This is a genomic window from Martelella mediterranea (assembly GCF_021021415.1).
GTDB lineage: Bacteria > Pseudomonadota > Alphaproteobacteria > Rhizobiales > Rhizobiaceae > Martelella > Martelella mediterranea_C.
In genome coordinates this window covers 1-15,595 of record NZ_JAINWJ010000062.1, presented here as the reverse complement: position 1 = coordinate 15,595, position 15,595 = coordinate 1, and the positions used below count along the sequence as shown (strand labels likewise).

Annotated in this window: 15 protein-coding genes; 5 read left to right on the top strand and 10 right to left on the bottom strand. The window is 63.0% G+C overall.

Annotated elements, in window-relative coordinates:
• Positions 1 to 326: 326 nt before the first annotated feature.
• Positions 327 to 2,162 carry an aminopeptidase P family protein gene (locus K7H91_RS23735; protein WP_230722657.1) on the top strand — a complete coding sequence of 612 codons (1,836 nt, stop codon included), beginning with the start codon at positions 327 to 329 and terminating at the stop codon, positions 2,160 to 2,162.
• Here the strand turns inward: K7H91_RS23735 and K7H91_RS23730 are convergent.
• From K7H91_RS23730 to lgt, 10 genes are all read right to left on the bottom strand, one after another.
• Positions 2,152 to 2,469 (bottom strand): AzlD family protein, encoded by a 318-nt coding sequence (locus tag K7H91_RS23730; protein ID WP_230722656.1) that lies wholly within the window; start codon positions 2,467 to 2,469, stop codon positions 2,152 to 2,154. The two genes, K7H91_RS23735 and K7H91_RS23730, sit on opposite strands and share 11 nt — an antisense overlap.
• The gene (locus K7H91_RS23725) at positions 2,466 to 3,170 is read right to left on the bottom strand and encodes an AzlC family ABC transporter permease (RefSeq protein ID WP_230722655.1); all 705 of its coding nucleotides are present in this window, start codon (positions 3,168 to 3,170) and stop codon (positions 2,466 to 2,468) included. The genes K7H91_RS23730 and K7H91_RS23725 overlap by 4 nt, the downstream gene beginning before the upstream one ends.
• Before the next feature lie 150 nt (positions 3,171 to 3,320).
• Positions 3,321 to 3,947, bottom strand: coding sequence for a bifunctional nicotinamidase/pyrazinamidase (pncA, locus tag K7H91_RS23720; protein WP_230722673.1), 627 nt, complete (start codon positions 3,945 to 3,947; stop codon positions 3,321 to 3,323).
• A gap of 101 nt (positions 3,948 to 4,048) precedes the next feature.
• Positions 4,049 to 6,214, bottom strand: coding sequence for an EAL domain-containing protein (locus tag K7H91_RS23715; RefSeq protein ID WP_330166040.1), 2,166 nt, complete (start codon positions 6,212 to 6,214; stop codon positions 4,049 to 4,051).
• 315 nt (positions 6,215 to 6,529) lie between these two features.
• Complete coding sequence (locus K7H91_RS23710; RefSeq protein WP_230722653.1) at positions 6,530 to 7,462, bottom strand: ribose-phosphate pyrophosphokinase; 933 nt, start codon at positions 7,460 to 7,462, stop codon at positions 6,530 to 6,532.
• Between the two features lie 138 nt (positions 7,463 to 7,600).
• Positions 7,601 to 8,461, bottom strand: coding sequence for a hypothetical protein (locus K7H91_RS23705; RefSeq protein ID WP_230722652.1), 861 nt, complete (start codon positions 8,459 to 8,461; stop codon positions 7,601 to 7,603).
• Positions 8,462 to 8,624: 163 nt separating this feature from the next.
• A complete protein-coding gene (locus K7H91_RS23700) occupies positions 8,625 to 9,776 on the bottom strand; it encodes a M24 family metallopeptidase (protein ID WP_230722651.1) in 1,152 nt (383 codons plus the stop codon).
• A 45-nt stretch (positions 9,777 to 9,821) separates the two neighbouring features.
• A complete protein-coding gene (pgeF, locus tag K7H91_RS23695) occupies positions 9,822 to 10,622 on the bottom strand; it encodes a peptidoglycan editing factor PgeF (protein WP_230722650.1) in 801 nt (266 codons plus the stop codon).
• Between the two features lie 53 nt (positions 10,623 to 10,675).
• Positions 10,676 to 11,776: a class I SAM-dependent methyltransferase gene (locus K7H91_RS23690; RefSeq protein ID WP_230722649.1), complete on the bottom strand. Its 1,101-nt coding sequence runs from the start codon at positions 11,774 to 11,776 to the stop codon at positions 10,676 to 10,678.
• Positions 11,773 to 12,621 carry a prolipoprotein diacylglyceryl transferase gene (gene lgt / locus K7H91_RS23685; RefSeq protein WP_230722672.1) on the bottom strand — a complete coding sequence of 283 codons (849 nt, stop codon included), beginning with the start codon at positions 12,619 to 12,621 and terminating at the stop codon, positions 11,773 to 11,775. Before lgt ends, K7H91_RS23690 begins: the two co-directional genes overlap by 4 nt.
• Positions 12,622 to 12,815: 194 nt before the next feature.
• Here lgt and K7H91_RS23680 point away from each other — a divergent pair, with 194 nt between their 5' ends.
• The 4 genes from K7H91_RS23680 to K7H91_RS23665 all read left to right on the top strand — a co-directional run bounded on the left by K7H91_RS23680 (position 12,816) and on the right by K7H91_RS23665 (position 15,364).
• Entirely contained in the window at positions 12,816 to 13,079 is a 264-nt protein-coding gene (locus K7H91_RS23680; protein ID WP_230722648.1) for an accessory factor UbiK family protein, read from the top strand.
• A 604-nt stretch (positions 13,080 to 13,683) separates the two neighbouring features.
• The gene (locus K7H91_RS23675; protein ID WP_230722647.1) at positions 13,684 to 14,184 is read left to right on the top strand and encodes a YbjN domain-containing protein; all 501 of its coding nucleotides are present in this window, start codon (positions 13,684 to 13,686) and stop codon (positions 14,182 to 14,184) included.
• A 1-nt stretch (position 14,185) separates the two neighbouring features.
• A complete protein-coding gene (gene proC / locus K7H91_RS23670; protein ID WP_230722646.1) occupies positions 14,186 to 15,007 on the top strand; it encodes a pyrroline-5-carboxylate reductase in 822 nt (273 codons plus the stop codon).
• Between the two features lie 15 nt (positions 15,008 to 15,022).
• On the top strand, positions 15,023 to 15,364 hold the full coding sequence (locus K7H91_RS23665) for a tRNA-binding protein (protein WP_230722645.1): 342 nt from the start codon (positions 15,023 to 15,025) through the stop codon (positions 15,362 to 15,364).
• The last annotated feature ends 231 nt before the right edge of the window (positions 15,365 to 15,595 follow it).

Sequence of the window (15,595 nt, the reverse complement as noted above, 5' to 3'; positions counted from 1 at the left end):
GATGATCGAAATGCGGTATTCGCCGCCGATCCAATCGGCCCGCTGCAGTCAAACCGGCACTCCGGTTCGGCGCGATGCCTTCATCGACCAACTGTGTCTGATATAGGCGCATGCCTGACAGTTAGGCAGGTAGGCAGGGTCATGGGAGCCATGCATCTCCTGCATGCTTGGCCTTTCATGCATCATTGCGATTGCGCCTCTTGCACGGCAAGCAGGTGAGGCGAAGGCCGGAACCGTGTGGCCGTCGAAAAACGAGCGGAAAACGATTTCGATCCCGGACGGGATCGGCTATCGTCGCGCCGATAAATAGCCAGTGGTCGTCATTCATGTTTCAGTCCTTCGACGTTTCCTCCCGCCCCGAACAGGCCGCACCCCGCGTCGCCGCCCTGCGCGCGCTGTTTCCGGCCCTCGGCATCAACGCGTTTCTGGTGCCGCGCACCGATGAGTATCAGGGCGAATATGTGCCGCCATCGGCCGAGCGGCTGGCATGGCTGACGGGCTTCACTGGCTCGGCGGGCATCGCGCTTGTGATGGAAGATCAGGCTGTTGTGTTCGTCGATGGCCGCTACACCACCCAGCTTGCCGCCCAGACCGATGCCGATCTGATCACCGCCGGCGATCTTGTCGGCTGCCCGCCGTCCGCATGGCTTGGCGAGCACAAGCCGAAAGGGCTGAAACTTGGCATCGATCCCTGGCTGCATACGCCGGCGGAGGTCGGGAAGCTGCAATCCGCGCTGGCCGATATCGGCGGCGAACTTGTACTGCTTTCCGAAAACCCGATTGACGGCATATGGGCCGATCGTCCGGCCGCGCCCTCCGCGCCCGTCACCGTTCAGAACAGCGATCTGGCCGGACAACCGGCTACTGAGAAGATTGCGGCCATTGCCGAAATGCTGCGCGAGAAGAAGGCCGACGCGGTGTTGATCGCCGATTCGACCTCGGTTGCCTGGCTGTTCAACATCCGCGGCAATGATGTCGCCCATACGCCAGCCCCCTTGTCGCGCGCGATCGTGAAGGGGGATGGCTCGGCGATGTTGTTCGTGATGCCGGAAAAAGTGGCCGGCGAGGCCGCCGCCCACCTGAAACCGCTCGCCGCCCTGCTGCCGTCCGAAGCGATTTCCGATGCGCTTGCGGCGATCGCGGCGGCGGGCGAAATGCTGCTCCTCGATCGCGCGGCGGTGCCCTACGCCGTGGTGCAGATCGTGGAGGCGGCCGGCGGCAAATGGCAGAATGCGCCCGACCCGGTTGCGCCCGCCCGCGCGGTCAAGAACCCGGCGGAACAGGCGGGCACGCGCGCCGCCCATCTGCAGGACGGCGCGGCCATGGTGTCGTTCCTTGCGTGGCTCGATGGCCAGACGCCCGGCACAGTCAGCGAGATCGATGCGGCAAGCGCGCTGGAGACGGCGCGCGCCGAGACCGGGTTGCGGATGCAGAACCCGCTGCGCGACATCTCATTCGACACGATCTCGGGCGCGGGACCGAATGCCGCGATCATCCATTATCGCGTCACCAGCGAGACCAGCCGCATGCTGCAATCCGGAGAGATGTATCTCGTCGATTCCGGCGCGCAGTACCAGAACGGCACCACCGATATCACCCGCACGATTGCGATCGGCGAAGTCGATGACGCGCAGAAGAAATTCTTCACGCTGGTGCTGAAAGGCATGATCGCGATTTCGCGGGCGCGCTTTCCGGCGGGCACGCGCGGCATGGATCTCGACCCGTTTGCCCGCGCCGCGCTCTGGCAGGCTGGCGTCGACTTTGCCCACGGAACCGGCCACGGCGTCGGCTCCTATCTGTCGGTGCATGAGGGACCGCAACGGATATCGCGGCTGGGTTCGGCCGAACTGAAGCCCGGCATGATTCTATCCAACGAGCCCGGCTATTATCGCCCCGGCGCGTTTGGCATCCGCATCGAAAACCTGGTTCTGGTGAAGGAGGCCGAGCCGATCGAGGGCGGCGAAATTCCGATGCTCGGCTTCGAGACGCTGACATGGTGCCCGATCGATCTGAGACTGATCCTGCCCGCGTTGCTGAGCGCCGAGGAAATCGGATGGCTCGACGCCTATCATCGCGAGGTGCACGAAAAACTTGCCCCCTTGGCTGCAAGCGAGGCCGAGCGTCGCTGGCTGGAGGCGGCAACAAAGCCTCTCAGGCGATGACGAAATAGCGCGCGATCATTACCACCGCCCAACCGATGGCAATCATCGGCAGTGGCGAGGTGTAGCGCAACCCGACCAGCAGCGCGGCGGCCATGGCGAGTTTCGTCTCCCATCCGCCGGCATAAAAGGCCGGCGCGACCAGCGTCGTCAGCACCGCGGCGGGTATGGCATTGAGCGCCGCTTCGACCCGCGGCGGAATGCGCGAGACCACCGACAACAGGAGATAGCCTCCGATCCGCGTCAGATAGGTGACGACGGCGGCGGCCAGAATGATCAGAATGATATGATCGTCGGTGAAATTGCTCACGGCTTTTCCGCCTTTCCGGCGGGCGCGGGCGGTAGGGCAGCGGCCAGAAGAATGCCGGCGAAAGCCCCGACGCTGACATGCCAGGGCGAGCCGATGGTGACAAAGGCGATTACGGAAGCGATGGCGCTCGCCGCCACCACAGGCAGATAATTGGCCCTGTGCCTGAACCCGATCACGAGGCTCAGGAAATAGATTGGCAGCAGAACGTCGAGCCCGAGCGCCTCCGGGTTGTCGATGAAACCGCCAAGCGTGGCGCCGATCAGCGTCATTACGTTCCAGGATGTATAAAAGCATAAGGCGACGCCGATATACCAGGCGAAGGTCGCCGGCGTGCCCGAATCTTCCCGCTTCAGCGTTTCGGCGAATTGCGGGTCGGTCAGGAAGAAGAAGGCGAGAACCCGCTCGACCCGCGAAAACCGCGAGATGATCGGCGTTATCGCCGCCGAATAGAGCACGTGACGGAAATTGACCGCCAGGATCGAGGCCACGATGATCCAGGCCGCGGCGCGCTGGCCGAAGAGTTCGACGCCCACCAGCTGGCTCGCGCCGGCAAACAGCGTCAGGCTCATCAGCGCGGCCTCGGCCACGCTTTGCCCCTGCGCCACGGCGACAGCGCCGAACAATACGCCGAAGGGTGCCGCCGAAAGCGTCGGCACCAGCCCGGCGCGAATGCCGGTCAGGAATTCGGAGGTGTCAGGCATGAGGGGGACCTTCGGTCGGCGGGAGCGGCAAACAAGAAGCAGGCATCTGGCGGCAAGCTGGGATCAAGGAAATGACGGACATTCTCACCGCTTAGCCGGTTGAAGCCGGCAACACAAATCAGTTCGGTTGATGGGTGGATTAAGGAATTCTTAGCCGGCGATGGCGGCGTCGCTGTCGATGATCTCGACCCCGGCGTCGCGCATCTCGCGGATCGCGTCGCTGACGCCTGCGGCATCGATCCCGCGGCACCCGTCCTCGATCAGGCGAACCTTGACGTCCGGCAGCATGGCGACGGCGTCGAGCGCCGAGAACCGGACACAGTAATCCGTTGCCAGGCCGAGAATATCGAGCGTTCCGACCGATTTATGCCGCAGATAGGCATCGAGCCCGGTCACGGCGTTGCGATCATTGTCGCGGAAGGCGGAATAGGAATCGACATCGGGATCCTCGCCCTTGCGCTGGACATGGTCGATCGCGGCGACATTCAGTTCGGGGTGGAAATCGGCGTCGGGCGTATTCTGGACGCAGTGATCGGGCCACATGATCTGCGGCTTTCCGGAAAGCTCGCCCATCTCGAAGGGCTGCTTGCCGGGGTGGGAGGAGGCGAACGATCCGTGGCCGGGCGGATGCCAGTCCTGCGAGGCGACGATCAGGCCGTAGCCGCCATTTTCGATCAGCCGGTTTGCGACCGGCACCACGGCATCGCCATCGGCGACGGCAAGATTGCCACCCGGGCAGAAGCCATTCTGGATATCGACCAGCAGCAGCGCTTTCATCACTCACCTCATCCATCCATAGCGCGTCCGGTGGAAGCCGGTTTTCCGTCCGGACACGCGGACCAAAAGAACTCTTCCGCCAGCCTGCCACGGAATGGCGGTCAATGGAAAGATGGCAGATAGTGTTTGATTGGCTGCGGCCGGCTGAACAGATAGCCCTGCAGGCTCTCGCAGCCATGTCTGCGCAGCCATTCCTCCTGTTCAGGTGTTTCCACGCCTTCCGCCACGATCACGAGGCCGAGGTGATGCGCCGTGGTGATGATCAGCTCTACCAGCGAGGTGTCATTGCTGTCATGCGGTACGCCGGAGATGAAGGACTGGTCGATCTTCAACTCGTCGAGCGGCAGTTGTTTGAGGTAAAGCAGGGCGGAGTAACCGGTGCCGAAATCGTCGATCGACAGGCGGATTTTCAGGTCGCGGATCGCCATCAACTGGGACAGGGTGAGCTCGAAATTGGCGATCATCAGGCTTTCGGTCATCTCCAGCGTGAGATGGTTTGGCGCGAAGTCGTAGCGTTCCAGCAGCGCGCATAAATGCTCGACGAAATCCTCCTGAAGGAATTGCTGCACCGAGACGTTGACCGACAGATGCAGGTCTGGATATTCGCTGAGCAGCTTGCAGGCTTCCTCCAGGACCCAGGCGCCGATCGGCACGATAAGGCCGGTGCTCTCGGCGACATCGATGAAATCGCCCGGGCTGATGACGCCGCGCTCGGGATGGTCGAGCCGCAACAGCGCCTCGAAATGACGACCCGAGGCATTGCGGTTGATGATCGGCTGCAGATAAATGCTGAAACCGTTGGTCTGCAGCGCCCGCTCCAGCGCGGTTTCCAGGTCGAAACGCGATACCAGCTGGTCGACCATGTCGTCATGGAACCAGCTTATGCTGCCGCGTCCCTTCGCCTTGGCGTTGTGCATGGCAAGGTCGGCGCGGCGCAGCTCGTCATTGGCGCTTTCGGCGTCCGGGCCCACAAGCACGGCGCCGACGCAGGTGCTGGGCGTAATGTGGTGGCTGTTGACGAAGGCCTTCTGCGAGAGCTTCTCGTGTAGCCTGTCGATCCGTTCCTGCGCGGTCTGCAGCGCCGTCGTCCGGTCATCGCCCAGTTCTGTCAGCAGCACCAGGAATTCGTCGCTCGAAAGTCGCGCGGCAAAGCTGCCGGCCTCGATCGTGTTGCTCAGCCGCCGCCCGGTCGCCCGCAGCAGCGCATCGCCGATATTGTGTCCGAAGATCGAGTTCACCGCGGCGAAATTGTCGAGGTCGAAGATCGCAAGCGCCATATGATGCTTGGACTGTCTGTGGGTTGCGAGAAGATCCAGCAAGACCTCCTGCGCCCTGGCGCGATTGGCAAGCTTGGTCAGCGGGTCATAGAAGGCGAGCGCCTCGATCCGCTCTTCGTTGCGCCGCCGGTCCGTGATGTCGCGCCAGATACTGACGGTGCCGAAGGGCTTGCCGCTGGGGTCGATCACCGGCGCGCGGAACATTTCAAGCGTGTGTTTCTTGCCCGTCGGGCTTGTGACCTCGCCCTGCACGACGTGATTGTCGCGCTCATCGATCGCGCCGAAGATCTGCTGCCGCAACAGGCTGTCCTCGCTCTCTCCGAACAGTTCCCGGTCGCTCTTGCCGACGATCATTTCCACCGGCATGCCGAGGAACTCGGCCGCGGCCTGGTTGCAGGCCACGATCTGGCGGTCGGGACGCCTGAAATAGATCTGATCCGGTATCGCGTCCATCATCACGCGCAGCAGCAGGTGCTGTCGGCCTAGCTCCCGCACCAGCCTGCGACGCCGGAATATGATGAACACCAGCAGCAGAACCGTCGCCCCAAGAATGCACAGCACGGCGATGAAGGCAAGGTTCAGACGGTTGAGATTGAGGACGGCGTAGGTCCGGCCGGCGTCCCGGCTTTCAAGCACGACGGACATCAGCAGCGTTTCGCCTTGTTCGGTAATCGGCCAGCTGAACATGCTGATTTCGCGCAGTTCGCCATCCTTCAGGCGTTGGCTGAACTCGAAAAAGTTTTTCTGCAACTGCACGGCCTGGTCGAGGTCTTCGGCAACCTTCGACTGCTGCATCTGGTTCAGGTCGGAAACGGAAAGCGCCTGGAACTCTTCCCGCGACCAGCCGTAAAGCGCCTGCGCCGCCCGGTTGGAGGCGAGAAATGCGCCGGTGGCAGGGTCGACCACGAACATCGCCATCGGGCTCTCATCGATGGCGGGCGGAAAAGCGAAAGGGAGGGGTCTGGCATGGAGAGGAGAGGCGAATAACACAACAGCGAGCAATGCCAGGTGAACCAGGCCGCGAACGCACGTCCGTTGTCTGCATGCGGAATATATGACAGCCTCCTTCGCAACGAACCGATATATTGAAATTGGTTTGGTGAGAACAACCTGAACGGAACCGCAGTATGAGGCGAAACTAATTTAAAATTGATAAATGGCGCAGTCGCGAAATATGCGTTTGAATACGGTCCAACGCACACGCGCAGGCTGGCTCAGGCCACGAAACTGGTGCCGGAACGCCGAGAAAGACGGTGGAATGTCTTCTTGTGATAGGTATGCGCTGCCGTGAAACGCGGAATGGCTTTAGTCGAAGAGGCTCGAGACCGATGATTCGTGGCTGGTGCGGTTGATCGCCTCGCCGATGAGCGCGGCCGTCGAAATCACGCGGACCTTCGAAGACGCCACCATGTCGCCGCGCGGCTGGATCGAATCGGTGATCACCAGTTCCTCGAGGCTCGAGGCTGTGATCCGGTCGACGGCGGTGCCGGACAGCACGCCGTGGGTGATATAGGCGGTGACCGACAGGGCGCCATTGGCAAGCAGGGCGCTTGCCGCATTGACCAGCGTTCCGCCCGAATCGATGATGTCGTCGATCAGTATGCACTCCTTGCCCTCGACATCGCCGATGATGTTCATCACCTCCGATTCGCCGGGACGCTCGCGACGCTTGTCGACGATGGCGAGCAGACAGTCGAGCCGCTTGGCAAGCGCGCGGGCGCGCACCACGCCGCCGACATCGGGCGAGACGACCATGACATTATCGAGGTTGCGCCGCGCCTTGATATCGCGCGCAAGGATGGGCAGCGCATAGAGGTTGTCGGTTGGAATATCGAAAAAGCCCTGGATCTGGCCGGCATGGAGATCAAGCGTCAGCACCCGGTTGGCGCCGGCCTGCGTGATCAGATTGGCGACCAGCTTGGCCGAGATCGGGGTGCGCGGACCGGGCTTGCGGTCCTGGCGGGCATAACCGAAATAAGGAAGGACCGCAGTGATGCGGCGCGCGGAGGACCGGCGGAACGCATCGATCATGATCAACAGTTCCATCAGGTGGTCATTCGTGGGAAACGAGGTCGACTGGACGACGAAAACGTCCTCGCCGCGCACATTTTCCTGAATTTCTACGAAGATTTCCTGATCGGCGAAGCGTCTGACGCTGGCCTTGCCCAGGGGCACATTGAGATAATTGCAAATCGCTTCGGCAAGTTGTCGGTTGGAATTGCCCGCGAAAACTTTCATATCATCTCGCCCGTTCAATCTGACTGTCGCTTTTTAACGCGGATCAACGCGAAAGCAAGGCCGCAGTCAAGCTGTCCCTGGGCTTTTCCGAATTTTTTATGACAGGCATGGGTGTGGGTCCCGTGCGCGGGCGGAGCCTCAGCCCTGCGTGTCGAGCCATGCCAGAAGCGAGCCAATCGATTTCTGGCCGATCGCCGCCATCATGTCGGCGCTGACACCGGCCCAGGGATCGGAGCCGGAAAAGCCGCCGGTCTCGGCCGCCTGCCTGTCCTGGATGCGGTGCAGGCGCACGCCGTTTTCGCCAATCACGTCCCAGACATAGATCACCGAGACCACGCCCTCCTGGTCGACGGCGGAGAAATAACCCTTGAGGCTGAGATCGGCCTTGTCGTCGTCCATGGCGACGATCGAAAGGCCGGCCGCGCGCGCGCTTTCGCCGAGTCTGGCGGAGAGCGGCTGCAGCTTGTCGGACGGCGCCCCGATGATCGGCAGGAAGCGGAGCGTTTCGGCGGCGGCGATCGAAGCACTCGGCGCGGCTGCTGTCTGCGCGGGCGCGCTTGCCGCTGGAGGCTGGGCGGCCGGGGCGGGCTGGGCCGGCGCAGTCGCGGCCGCCTGCGAAGCAGGAGCGGCCACGGTCTGTTGCGGCGGCTGGGTATAGGCGGGCTGGGCCGGGGCGAGGTTTGCCGCCTGCGCGCCGAATGTGCTGGGCGGGCGTCCCACGCCGGGCGTCGCGTCATAGCGCGGCGCGCTGGAAGCCGTCGCCGGATAGCTCGGTTGCGGCGGAGCGCTATCGGTCTGCTGGGGCGCGCCCGATGGCGGCGAGAGGCTCTGGCGGGCAACGTTTTCCGCCGGGGCGGCGGCAACGGGCGGCGCATTATACTGGGCGGCGGGCGCGCTGCCGACGGTCTCGGGCGGCGTCGCATCCACCGTCAGCACGTCGGCTGTCGAGCAGGCCGCAAGCAGGCAGGTAGTGAGTAGAAGGCTCGCCGCACGCGCCATATGCCTTGCCCTTCCCGGAAAACGCCGGAGGCGTCCGGAAAACCGGCCCGGACGCCAGAAAAATCAGAAGATTGCGCATTTCCGGGTCACGGAGGAAGCGGAAACACGGCCGCAATTTTCCGAAGCGAAGGGGGCAATGTCAAACGCGGGCGGCGATCATCCTTTATTTTGTGTAAAGGTCGAGGCCGAGGCGCGACAGCGGCCGGGGCTCGTCCTCGCCGGTCAGGTAGGTGCGGCCGAGCGTCATCGCCGTACCGCTGTCGGAATCCATGATGATCACGTGCACGAACAGCGACATCGACGGCAGGATCGGGTGCGGGTTGCCGGTGTGGAACATCTGATGCTCCATCCAGGACGGCGCAAACCGCGCGCCGAGCGAATAGCCGCAGGCATTCAGGCGGTGGCGCGACAGGCTGCGCGCATCCATGATCTCGGCATGCTTGTCGAAGATATCGCCGAAGGTGTGGCCGGGTCTCAGGATTTCCTCGATCGCCGAAAGCGTCGCCGTCGCGGCGCGGAACAGCGACTGGTGGCGCTCCGTCGGTTCGCCGATGACCACGGTGCGCATGGCGGCCACATGGTAATGCGACCAGACGCCGGCCCATTCGAGCGTCAACTGGTCGTTGGCGTCCAGCTTGCGGCGACCGGATTTGGCGCGGCACAGAAGCGCGCTTTCGCCGGAGCCGACAATGAAGTTGTTGGCGGGGTAATCGCCGCCGCCGGACAGCACCGTGCCCTGCATGGCGGCGAGAATCTCGGCCTCGTCGGCGCCCGGCCTGATCAGCGGCAGGGCAGCGTCGAAGGCGTCATCGCACAGCGTTGCCGCCTTTTCGATGCGGGCGATTTCCGCCGGCGATTTGATCAGCCTCAGATTGCTGACGAGGTAGGATGCGTCCTGAAGCTGGCCGAAGGAACTGAGCTGGCCATCCAGAAAATGGGCCGAACGCCCGGTCATGCCGTGGGTGTCGTATTCGACGCCGATCCTGCAGCCGAGCAGGTCCATGTCGGAAAGCATCTCCTTCAGATCGCGGCTTGGATCGGTCTGCCCGCGATCGACCCAGATGCGGATCTCGGAAATATTGGAGGTCTGGCGGGCCTGGCGCACATCGGCCGAGCGCGTCAGAAGCGCCGTGCGGCCATCCGCGGTCACCACGAGGCACTGGAAAAACACGAAGCCGAACGTGTCATAGCCAGTCAGCCAGTACATGCTTTCCTGCGCGAACAGCAGCACCGCGTCCAGTTTCTTCTCGGCCATCGCGGCCTTCAGCCGCGACAATCGCTCGGCATATTCTTCAGGTTCAAAAGCAAGCGCCATGTCAGTCTCCCCAAGCGTGCGCACACGCCTTGATACGTGAAATGATCAAATGATGGAAATGGCCGAGATCTGGCGGCCATAATCCTTTTCACCCCGATGGGTGCCGCGACGATAGGAATAAAAACCTTCCTCGTCCTGATAGGTGCAGTGACGGATGATGTCGTGCTCGATATCCGCCCGGTCAAGCCTGAGGCCGATAAAGCCGGGCAAGTCGAAAAACGCATGGCCATCGGATGGCGAGGGCCGGAACAGGGCTCTGAAGGCCGGATCGGCGGCGGTGAAACGCTCGACGAATTCCGGCCCCACCTCGTAATTCTCGGGCCCGATCGTGGGCCCAAGTGCTGCGATGATCGAGCGCCGGCGCGCGCCGAGCGCCACCATTTTCTCGATCGTCGCCTCGATGATGCCGGTAAACGCCCCGCGCCAGCCGGCATGGGCGGCGGCGATGATTTCGTTTTCGGGATCGGCGAACAGCAGCGGCCCGCAATCGGCGGTCAACACGCCGAGCACGAGGCCGGGCGTCGCGCTCGCCATGCCATCTGCATGTGGGCGTTCGCCTTCATGCGGGCCGGAAACCGCGATCGCATCGGCGGAATGGCACTGGTAGAGCGTCATCAACCTGTCGGCATCCGCGTCGAACCACCCCGCGACCCGGGCGCGGTTTTCGGCAACTGTCTCAGGGCGGTCATCGGAGCCGATGCCGCAATTGAGGCTGTCATAGAGCCCCGTGGAGACGCCGCCCCGGCGGGTGAAGAAGCCGTAGCGGATATCCGTGCCAGCGAGCCGCTCCTCAAGAAGCGGGCTTTGCAGCGGCGAGAGCGCATCGCGAATGGCGGTGTCCAGCATGGCGTGTTTCCGGTGTTTCGTTGTTAAATGTTGAGGCGGTCGAAGCGGGTTTGTCAATCCGCGCCATCGAAGGGGGCGAGCTGGACCGGCCCGGACGAGACCGCCAGAACCTTGAACAGATCGCCCATGTCCTCGGGTCCATCGCCGGCAAGTCTGCGGGCGGCTGCGACGATTTTGCCCTGGGTTTCCTGGTCCTTGCAGCGGCCGAGCGCGGAGGCGCGGGGACCGAGCCCAAGGGCTGCCAGAAAATCGCCCTGTGTCATTGGCGGATGGACGTGCGCGCCTTCCGTGCGGGCGGAAGCGGCAAGCGCCGCAAAGTCCACATGGCTGGTCAGATCCGCCTCGCCGGGATGGGCAAGCGGCGGGTCGAAGCGATGATCGCGCAGCGCCTGGAGCGTATCGCCGAAGCCGCTTTCGAGATGGCCGTAATCGATGATCAGCGCGCTGCCGCCATGGCGGATCAGCCGGGCCGCGATCTCCGCCATCAGCGCCTCGCGGGCGGGCGCGTATTCGACGATTGCGCCTTCCGTCGCGCCTTGCCAGGCTGGGGGAAGACTTGCCGATTCAAGCCGGGCCGGAGACAGGGAGAAGGTAAGCGCGCCATCCTCGTCGAGCGCCACGGCGCGTTCGAAGAAATGGTTGCCGGATTTGACGAATTGCCGGGTCGGCAGCGCGTCGAACAGCTCGTTGGCGACGAACAGGGTGAAGCCTTCGGGCGCGTCGGCCAACTGGTCCACCCAGGAAAGCCGGTCGGCATGGGGCGCAAGCGTTTCCTTCTGCCGGGCGCGCAGCGCCGGGCTGGTTTCCATCAGCGTTACCGAAAGGCCGCTATACATGGCCGGTGCGAGGGCGGCGATCGTCTTCAGGATATCGGCCATCATCGTGCCGCGCCCGGGCCCGCCTTCGATCAGCCTTGTGCTGGCCGGGCTGCGGTGTGCCTGCCAGGCGGAAATCAGGAAAATGCCGACCAGTTCGCCGAAAAGCTGGGAGATTTCCGGCGCGGTGGTGAAGTCGCCCTTCGCGCCCAGCGGATCGCGGGTGCGGTAATAGCCATGCTCGGGATCGGCAAGGCAGAGCGAGAAATAGGTCGAAACCGGAATCGGCCCGTCGGCCTCGATCATCGCCCGGATCTTCGGCAACAGCGGCGTCGTCACGGGGCCGGGTTCCGTTTCGCCATGCGGCCGGAATACCAGATGCCCCAGAGCCCGACAGCCAGCATCGGCAGCGACAGCACCATGCCCATGGTCAGCCAGCCGCCGAGGAGATAGCCCAATTGCGGGTCGGGTTCGCGGAAGAACTCCACGAAGATGCGCGACAGCGCGTAAAGGCAGATGAAGAGGCTGCCGGTGAGCCCCGGCCGTTTCAGCGCGCCGAAGAACTGGGTGATGACGAACAGCACGATAAGGATGACGATCCCCTCCAGCCCGGCCTCGTAAAGCTGGCTCGGATGGCGCGGCATATCGCCCGCGCCCGGAAACACCATCGCCCACGGCACGTCGGAGGGGCGGCCCCACAATTCGGCATTGATGAAATTGGCGATTCGGCCAAAGAACAGCCCGATCGGCGCAACCGTCGCGATCAGGTCCAGCAGCGACCAGACGCGAATGCCGTGCCGCCTCGAGAAGATGACCATCACCACGATCATGCCGATCAGCCCGCCGTGAAACGACATACCGCCGTCCCAGATCTTGAATACCGTCAGCGGGTTGGCGAGGAAAGCGCCCGGCGCGTAAAACAGCATGTAGCCGAGCCGCCCGCCGACCACGATGCCGATCACCGACCAGGTGACGAAATCATCCAGCCGCGCAACCGCCATTGGCGGCTGGTTTGCCGGCCACAGCCGCTCCTTCTTCAGCAGCCAGCGGGCATAGAGCCAGCCGAGCAGGATGCCGGCAACATAGGCAAGTCCGTACCAGTGGATCTGCAGAGGGCCGAGCCTGAGCGCGATCGGGTCTATGGCGGGAAAGGGGATGGCAGCGAGCTTGATATGATCTGGCAGCAAGGCGCGGTTTCCTTTATGATCGGGCGGGAAGATGGCGGCATAATGCGGCCCGGTCAAGCCGGCTGAATTGCCGCATGATGCGCGGATCGCCGGAGATAATCGGACTGCGGCCTTGCGGCCTTGGCGAACGGGCATTACTTCAGGGCAAAGAGCAGCCGGCACAGCGCCCGGCCGACCAAGGAGACAGCGACATGAGTTCCGGCACCACCCGCATTCTCGACGATCTGGCAAAGCTGATGACCGATGCGGCAGGCTCGGTGCAGAGCGCCGGCAAGGACCTCGAAACCGGGGTCAAGGCCCAGGTCGAGCGCTGGCTGAACAGCATGGATGTCGTCAAGCGCGAGGAGTTCAACGCCGTGCGCGACATGGCGATCAAGGCCCGCGACGAAAACGACGCGCTGCGCGCCCGCATCGACGCGCTCGAAGCGAAGCTCAACGAAAAGGCGGGCGACTGACTCTCATCTAAACTGTTGACAAACCTATCCTTTTTACGGACGTCATCCTCGGGCTTGACCCGAGGATCTAAGCACTGTTCTGTACGAGCGGCGTTGGCGTTCCGGAAGGGGCTGCGTTTGAACTCACTTTTTTGCCCGAGACGCTCCTCGTGTTGATACGTGCTTAGATCCTCGGCAACAGGGCCGAGGATGACGCCGGAGAATAGGGCAGGCTTTGTCAGCAAACTGAAGGCGGGCAAATAACCCGCCCCCCACCCTCCGAAAATCCGAATTTTGAAAGCGGGTCCGCACATGCGGCCCGCTTTCTGCGCTTCGGCGCGCCAAAACCGACCTCCAAACGGGCCCAAAGACGGATTTCACCAAAAAAAATCAGGCCTGTGGACATGGTGAAAAAATGCAGGTCGCAGAGTCGGTTAGGTGCTGGCTCTGAATCATTTTCGGAGCCCCAAAATGACTCGGATCGCGAAAGCCCGCCGCTGGGGGCTGGTGTAGATGAAATCGCATTATACACTGATTTTAATAGATGATTCGAAATTGAGGCAGGAGGCCCCGCTGTCGATCCGCACTGACGGAGGACCGGCGCCCCGCGCTGAGAAGGTGGTTTATGAGCCTGGGTTTGCTGGAAATCGAACGACTGAACAATCCGGTCGACATGATCGAATTCGTGGCCGCCACGAATGAGTGGACGTTCGAGCGCTCCGGCGAGGACGAGATCGCCATGACGGTCGGCGGACGCTGGGCGGATTACCATGTCTCGTTCTCGTGGATGAGCCACTACGAGGCGCTGCATCTGGCCTGCGCCTTCGATCTGCGCGTGCCCGAGCATCGCGTCAACGAGGTCGTCAAGCTGTTGTCGCGGGTGAATTCCCAGGTGCTGATGGGGCATTTCGATTTCTGGGCGCATGAGAATGTGGTTGTCTATCGCCAGTCGCTGCTTCTGGCCGGCGGCGCCGAGCCCACCAACCAGCAGGTCGAGGGCACGCTTTCCAGCGGGCTCGATGCCTGCGAGAATTATTTCCAGGCCTTCCAGTTCGTCGTCTGGTCCGGCATGTCCGCCGACGACGCCATGAAGGCGGTGCTGTTCGAGACGGTCGGAGAGGCCTGACATGACGGAACTGGCAGACATTGATGGCGTGGTGCTGGTCGGGGCCGGCAATATGGGCGGCGCGATGCTGTCCGGCTGGGTCGCCGGCGGGCTGAGGCGCGAGGCGATCACGGTCATTGATCCCAATCCCTCCAACAACATCAAAAGCCTGCTCGACAGAAGCGGCATCCGCCACGCGGTCGCCGCTTCCGACGCGATCAAGGCGAAAATCCTCGTGCTCGCGGTCAAGCCGCAGGTGATGTATGCGGTGCTCGACACGGTCAAGCCGATGATCGATGACGACACGCTGGTGATTTCGGTCGCCGCCGGCAAGACGCTCGGCTATTTCGAGGAACGCCTCGGCGCGCTGCCGATCGTGCGCACCATTCCCAACACCCCGGCGATGATCGGCCGCGGCATGATCGGCGCTTTCGGCAATGATCAGGTCACCGAGGCTGGTCGCGCGGTTGCCGACACGCTGCTGTCGGCTGTGGGCAAGGTCGAGTGGGTGGAGAAGGAAGCCGATATCGACGCCGTTACGGCTGTGTCCGGCAGCGGTCCGGCCTATGCCTTCTATCTGGTCGAATGCATGGCCGAAGCCGGGCGCAAGCTGGGGCTCGATCCCGATCTCGCCATGCGGCTTGCCCGCGGCACCGTGACCGGCGCGGGCGCGCTGCTTGATGCGTCCGACGACGATGCGGGCACTCTGCGCAAGAATGTCACCTCGCCCGGCGGCACCACGGCGGCGGCGCTGGAGCAGCTCATGGCGGAAGACGGGTTGCAGCCGGTTTTCGACCGCGCGCTGGAGGCCGCCCGCAAGCGCTCGCAGGAACTTGCCGGCTGATCGGAGGGCGGAGATTTGAGCGACGAGATTAGTTTTGATGATTTCCTGAAGGTCGACATCCGCGTCGGCACCATTGTCGAGGCCGAAGATTTTCCGGAGGCGCGCAAGCCCGCCTACAAGCTGAAGATCGATTTTGGCCCGGAGATTGGCGTCAAGAAGTCCTCCGCCCAGATCACCGTGCATTATACGCCGGAAGCGCTGGTGGGCCGCCAGGTCATGGCCGTCGTCAATTTCCCGCCGCGCCAGATCGGCCCGGTGCGCTCTGAAGTGTTGACGCTGGGCTTTGCCGATGACGCCGGCGCGGTCGTGCTCGCCGGCGTCGACAAGCCGGTCGCCAACGGCGCAAGGCTGCACTGAGCGCTGCCGGAGAAGATAACAGCCCGGTTTATTGACAAGCCTCTCTGTTTTACGGGCGTCATCCTCGGGCTTGACCCGAGGATCCAAGCACCTCACCCTGCGACAGGCGTCTGCGGTGTCATGAAGTCTTTGAAATGTCACATCAAAAGTCCGCCAACGCTTCTCGCGTCTGATGTGATTAGATCCTCGGGTCAAGCCCGAGGATTGTTTGTTTGAAGAGGTGTTATGATT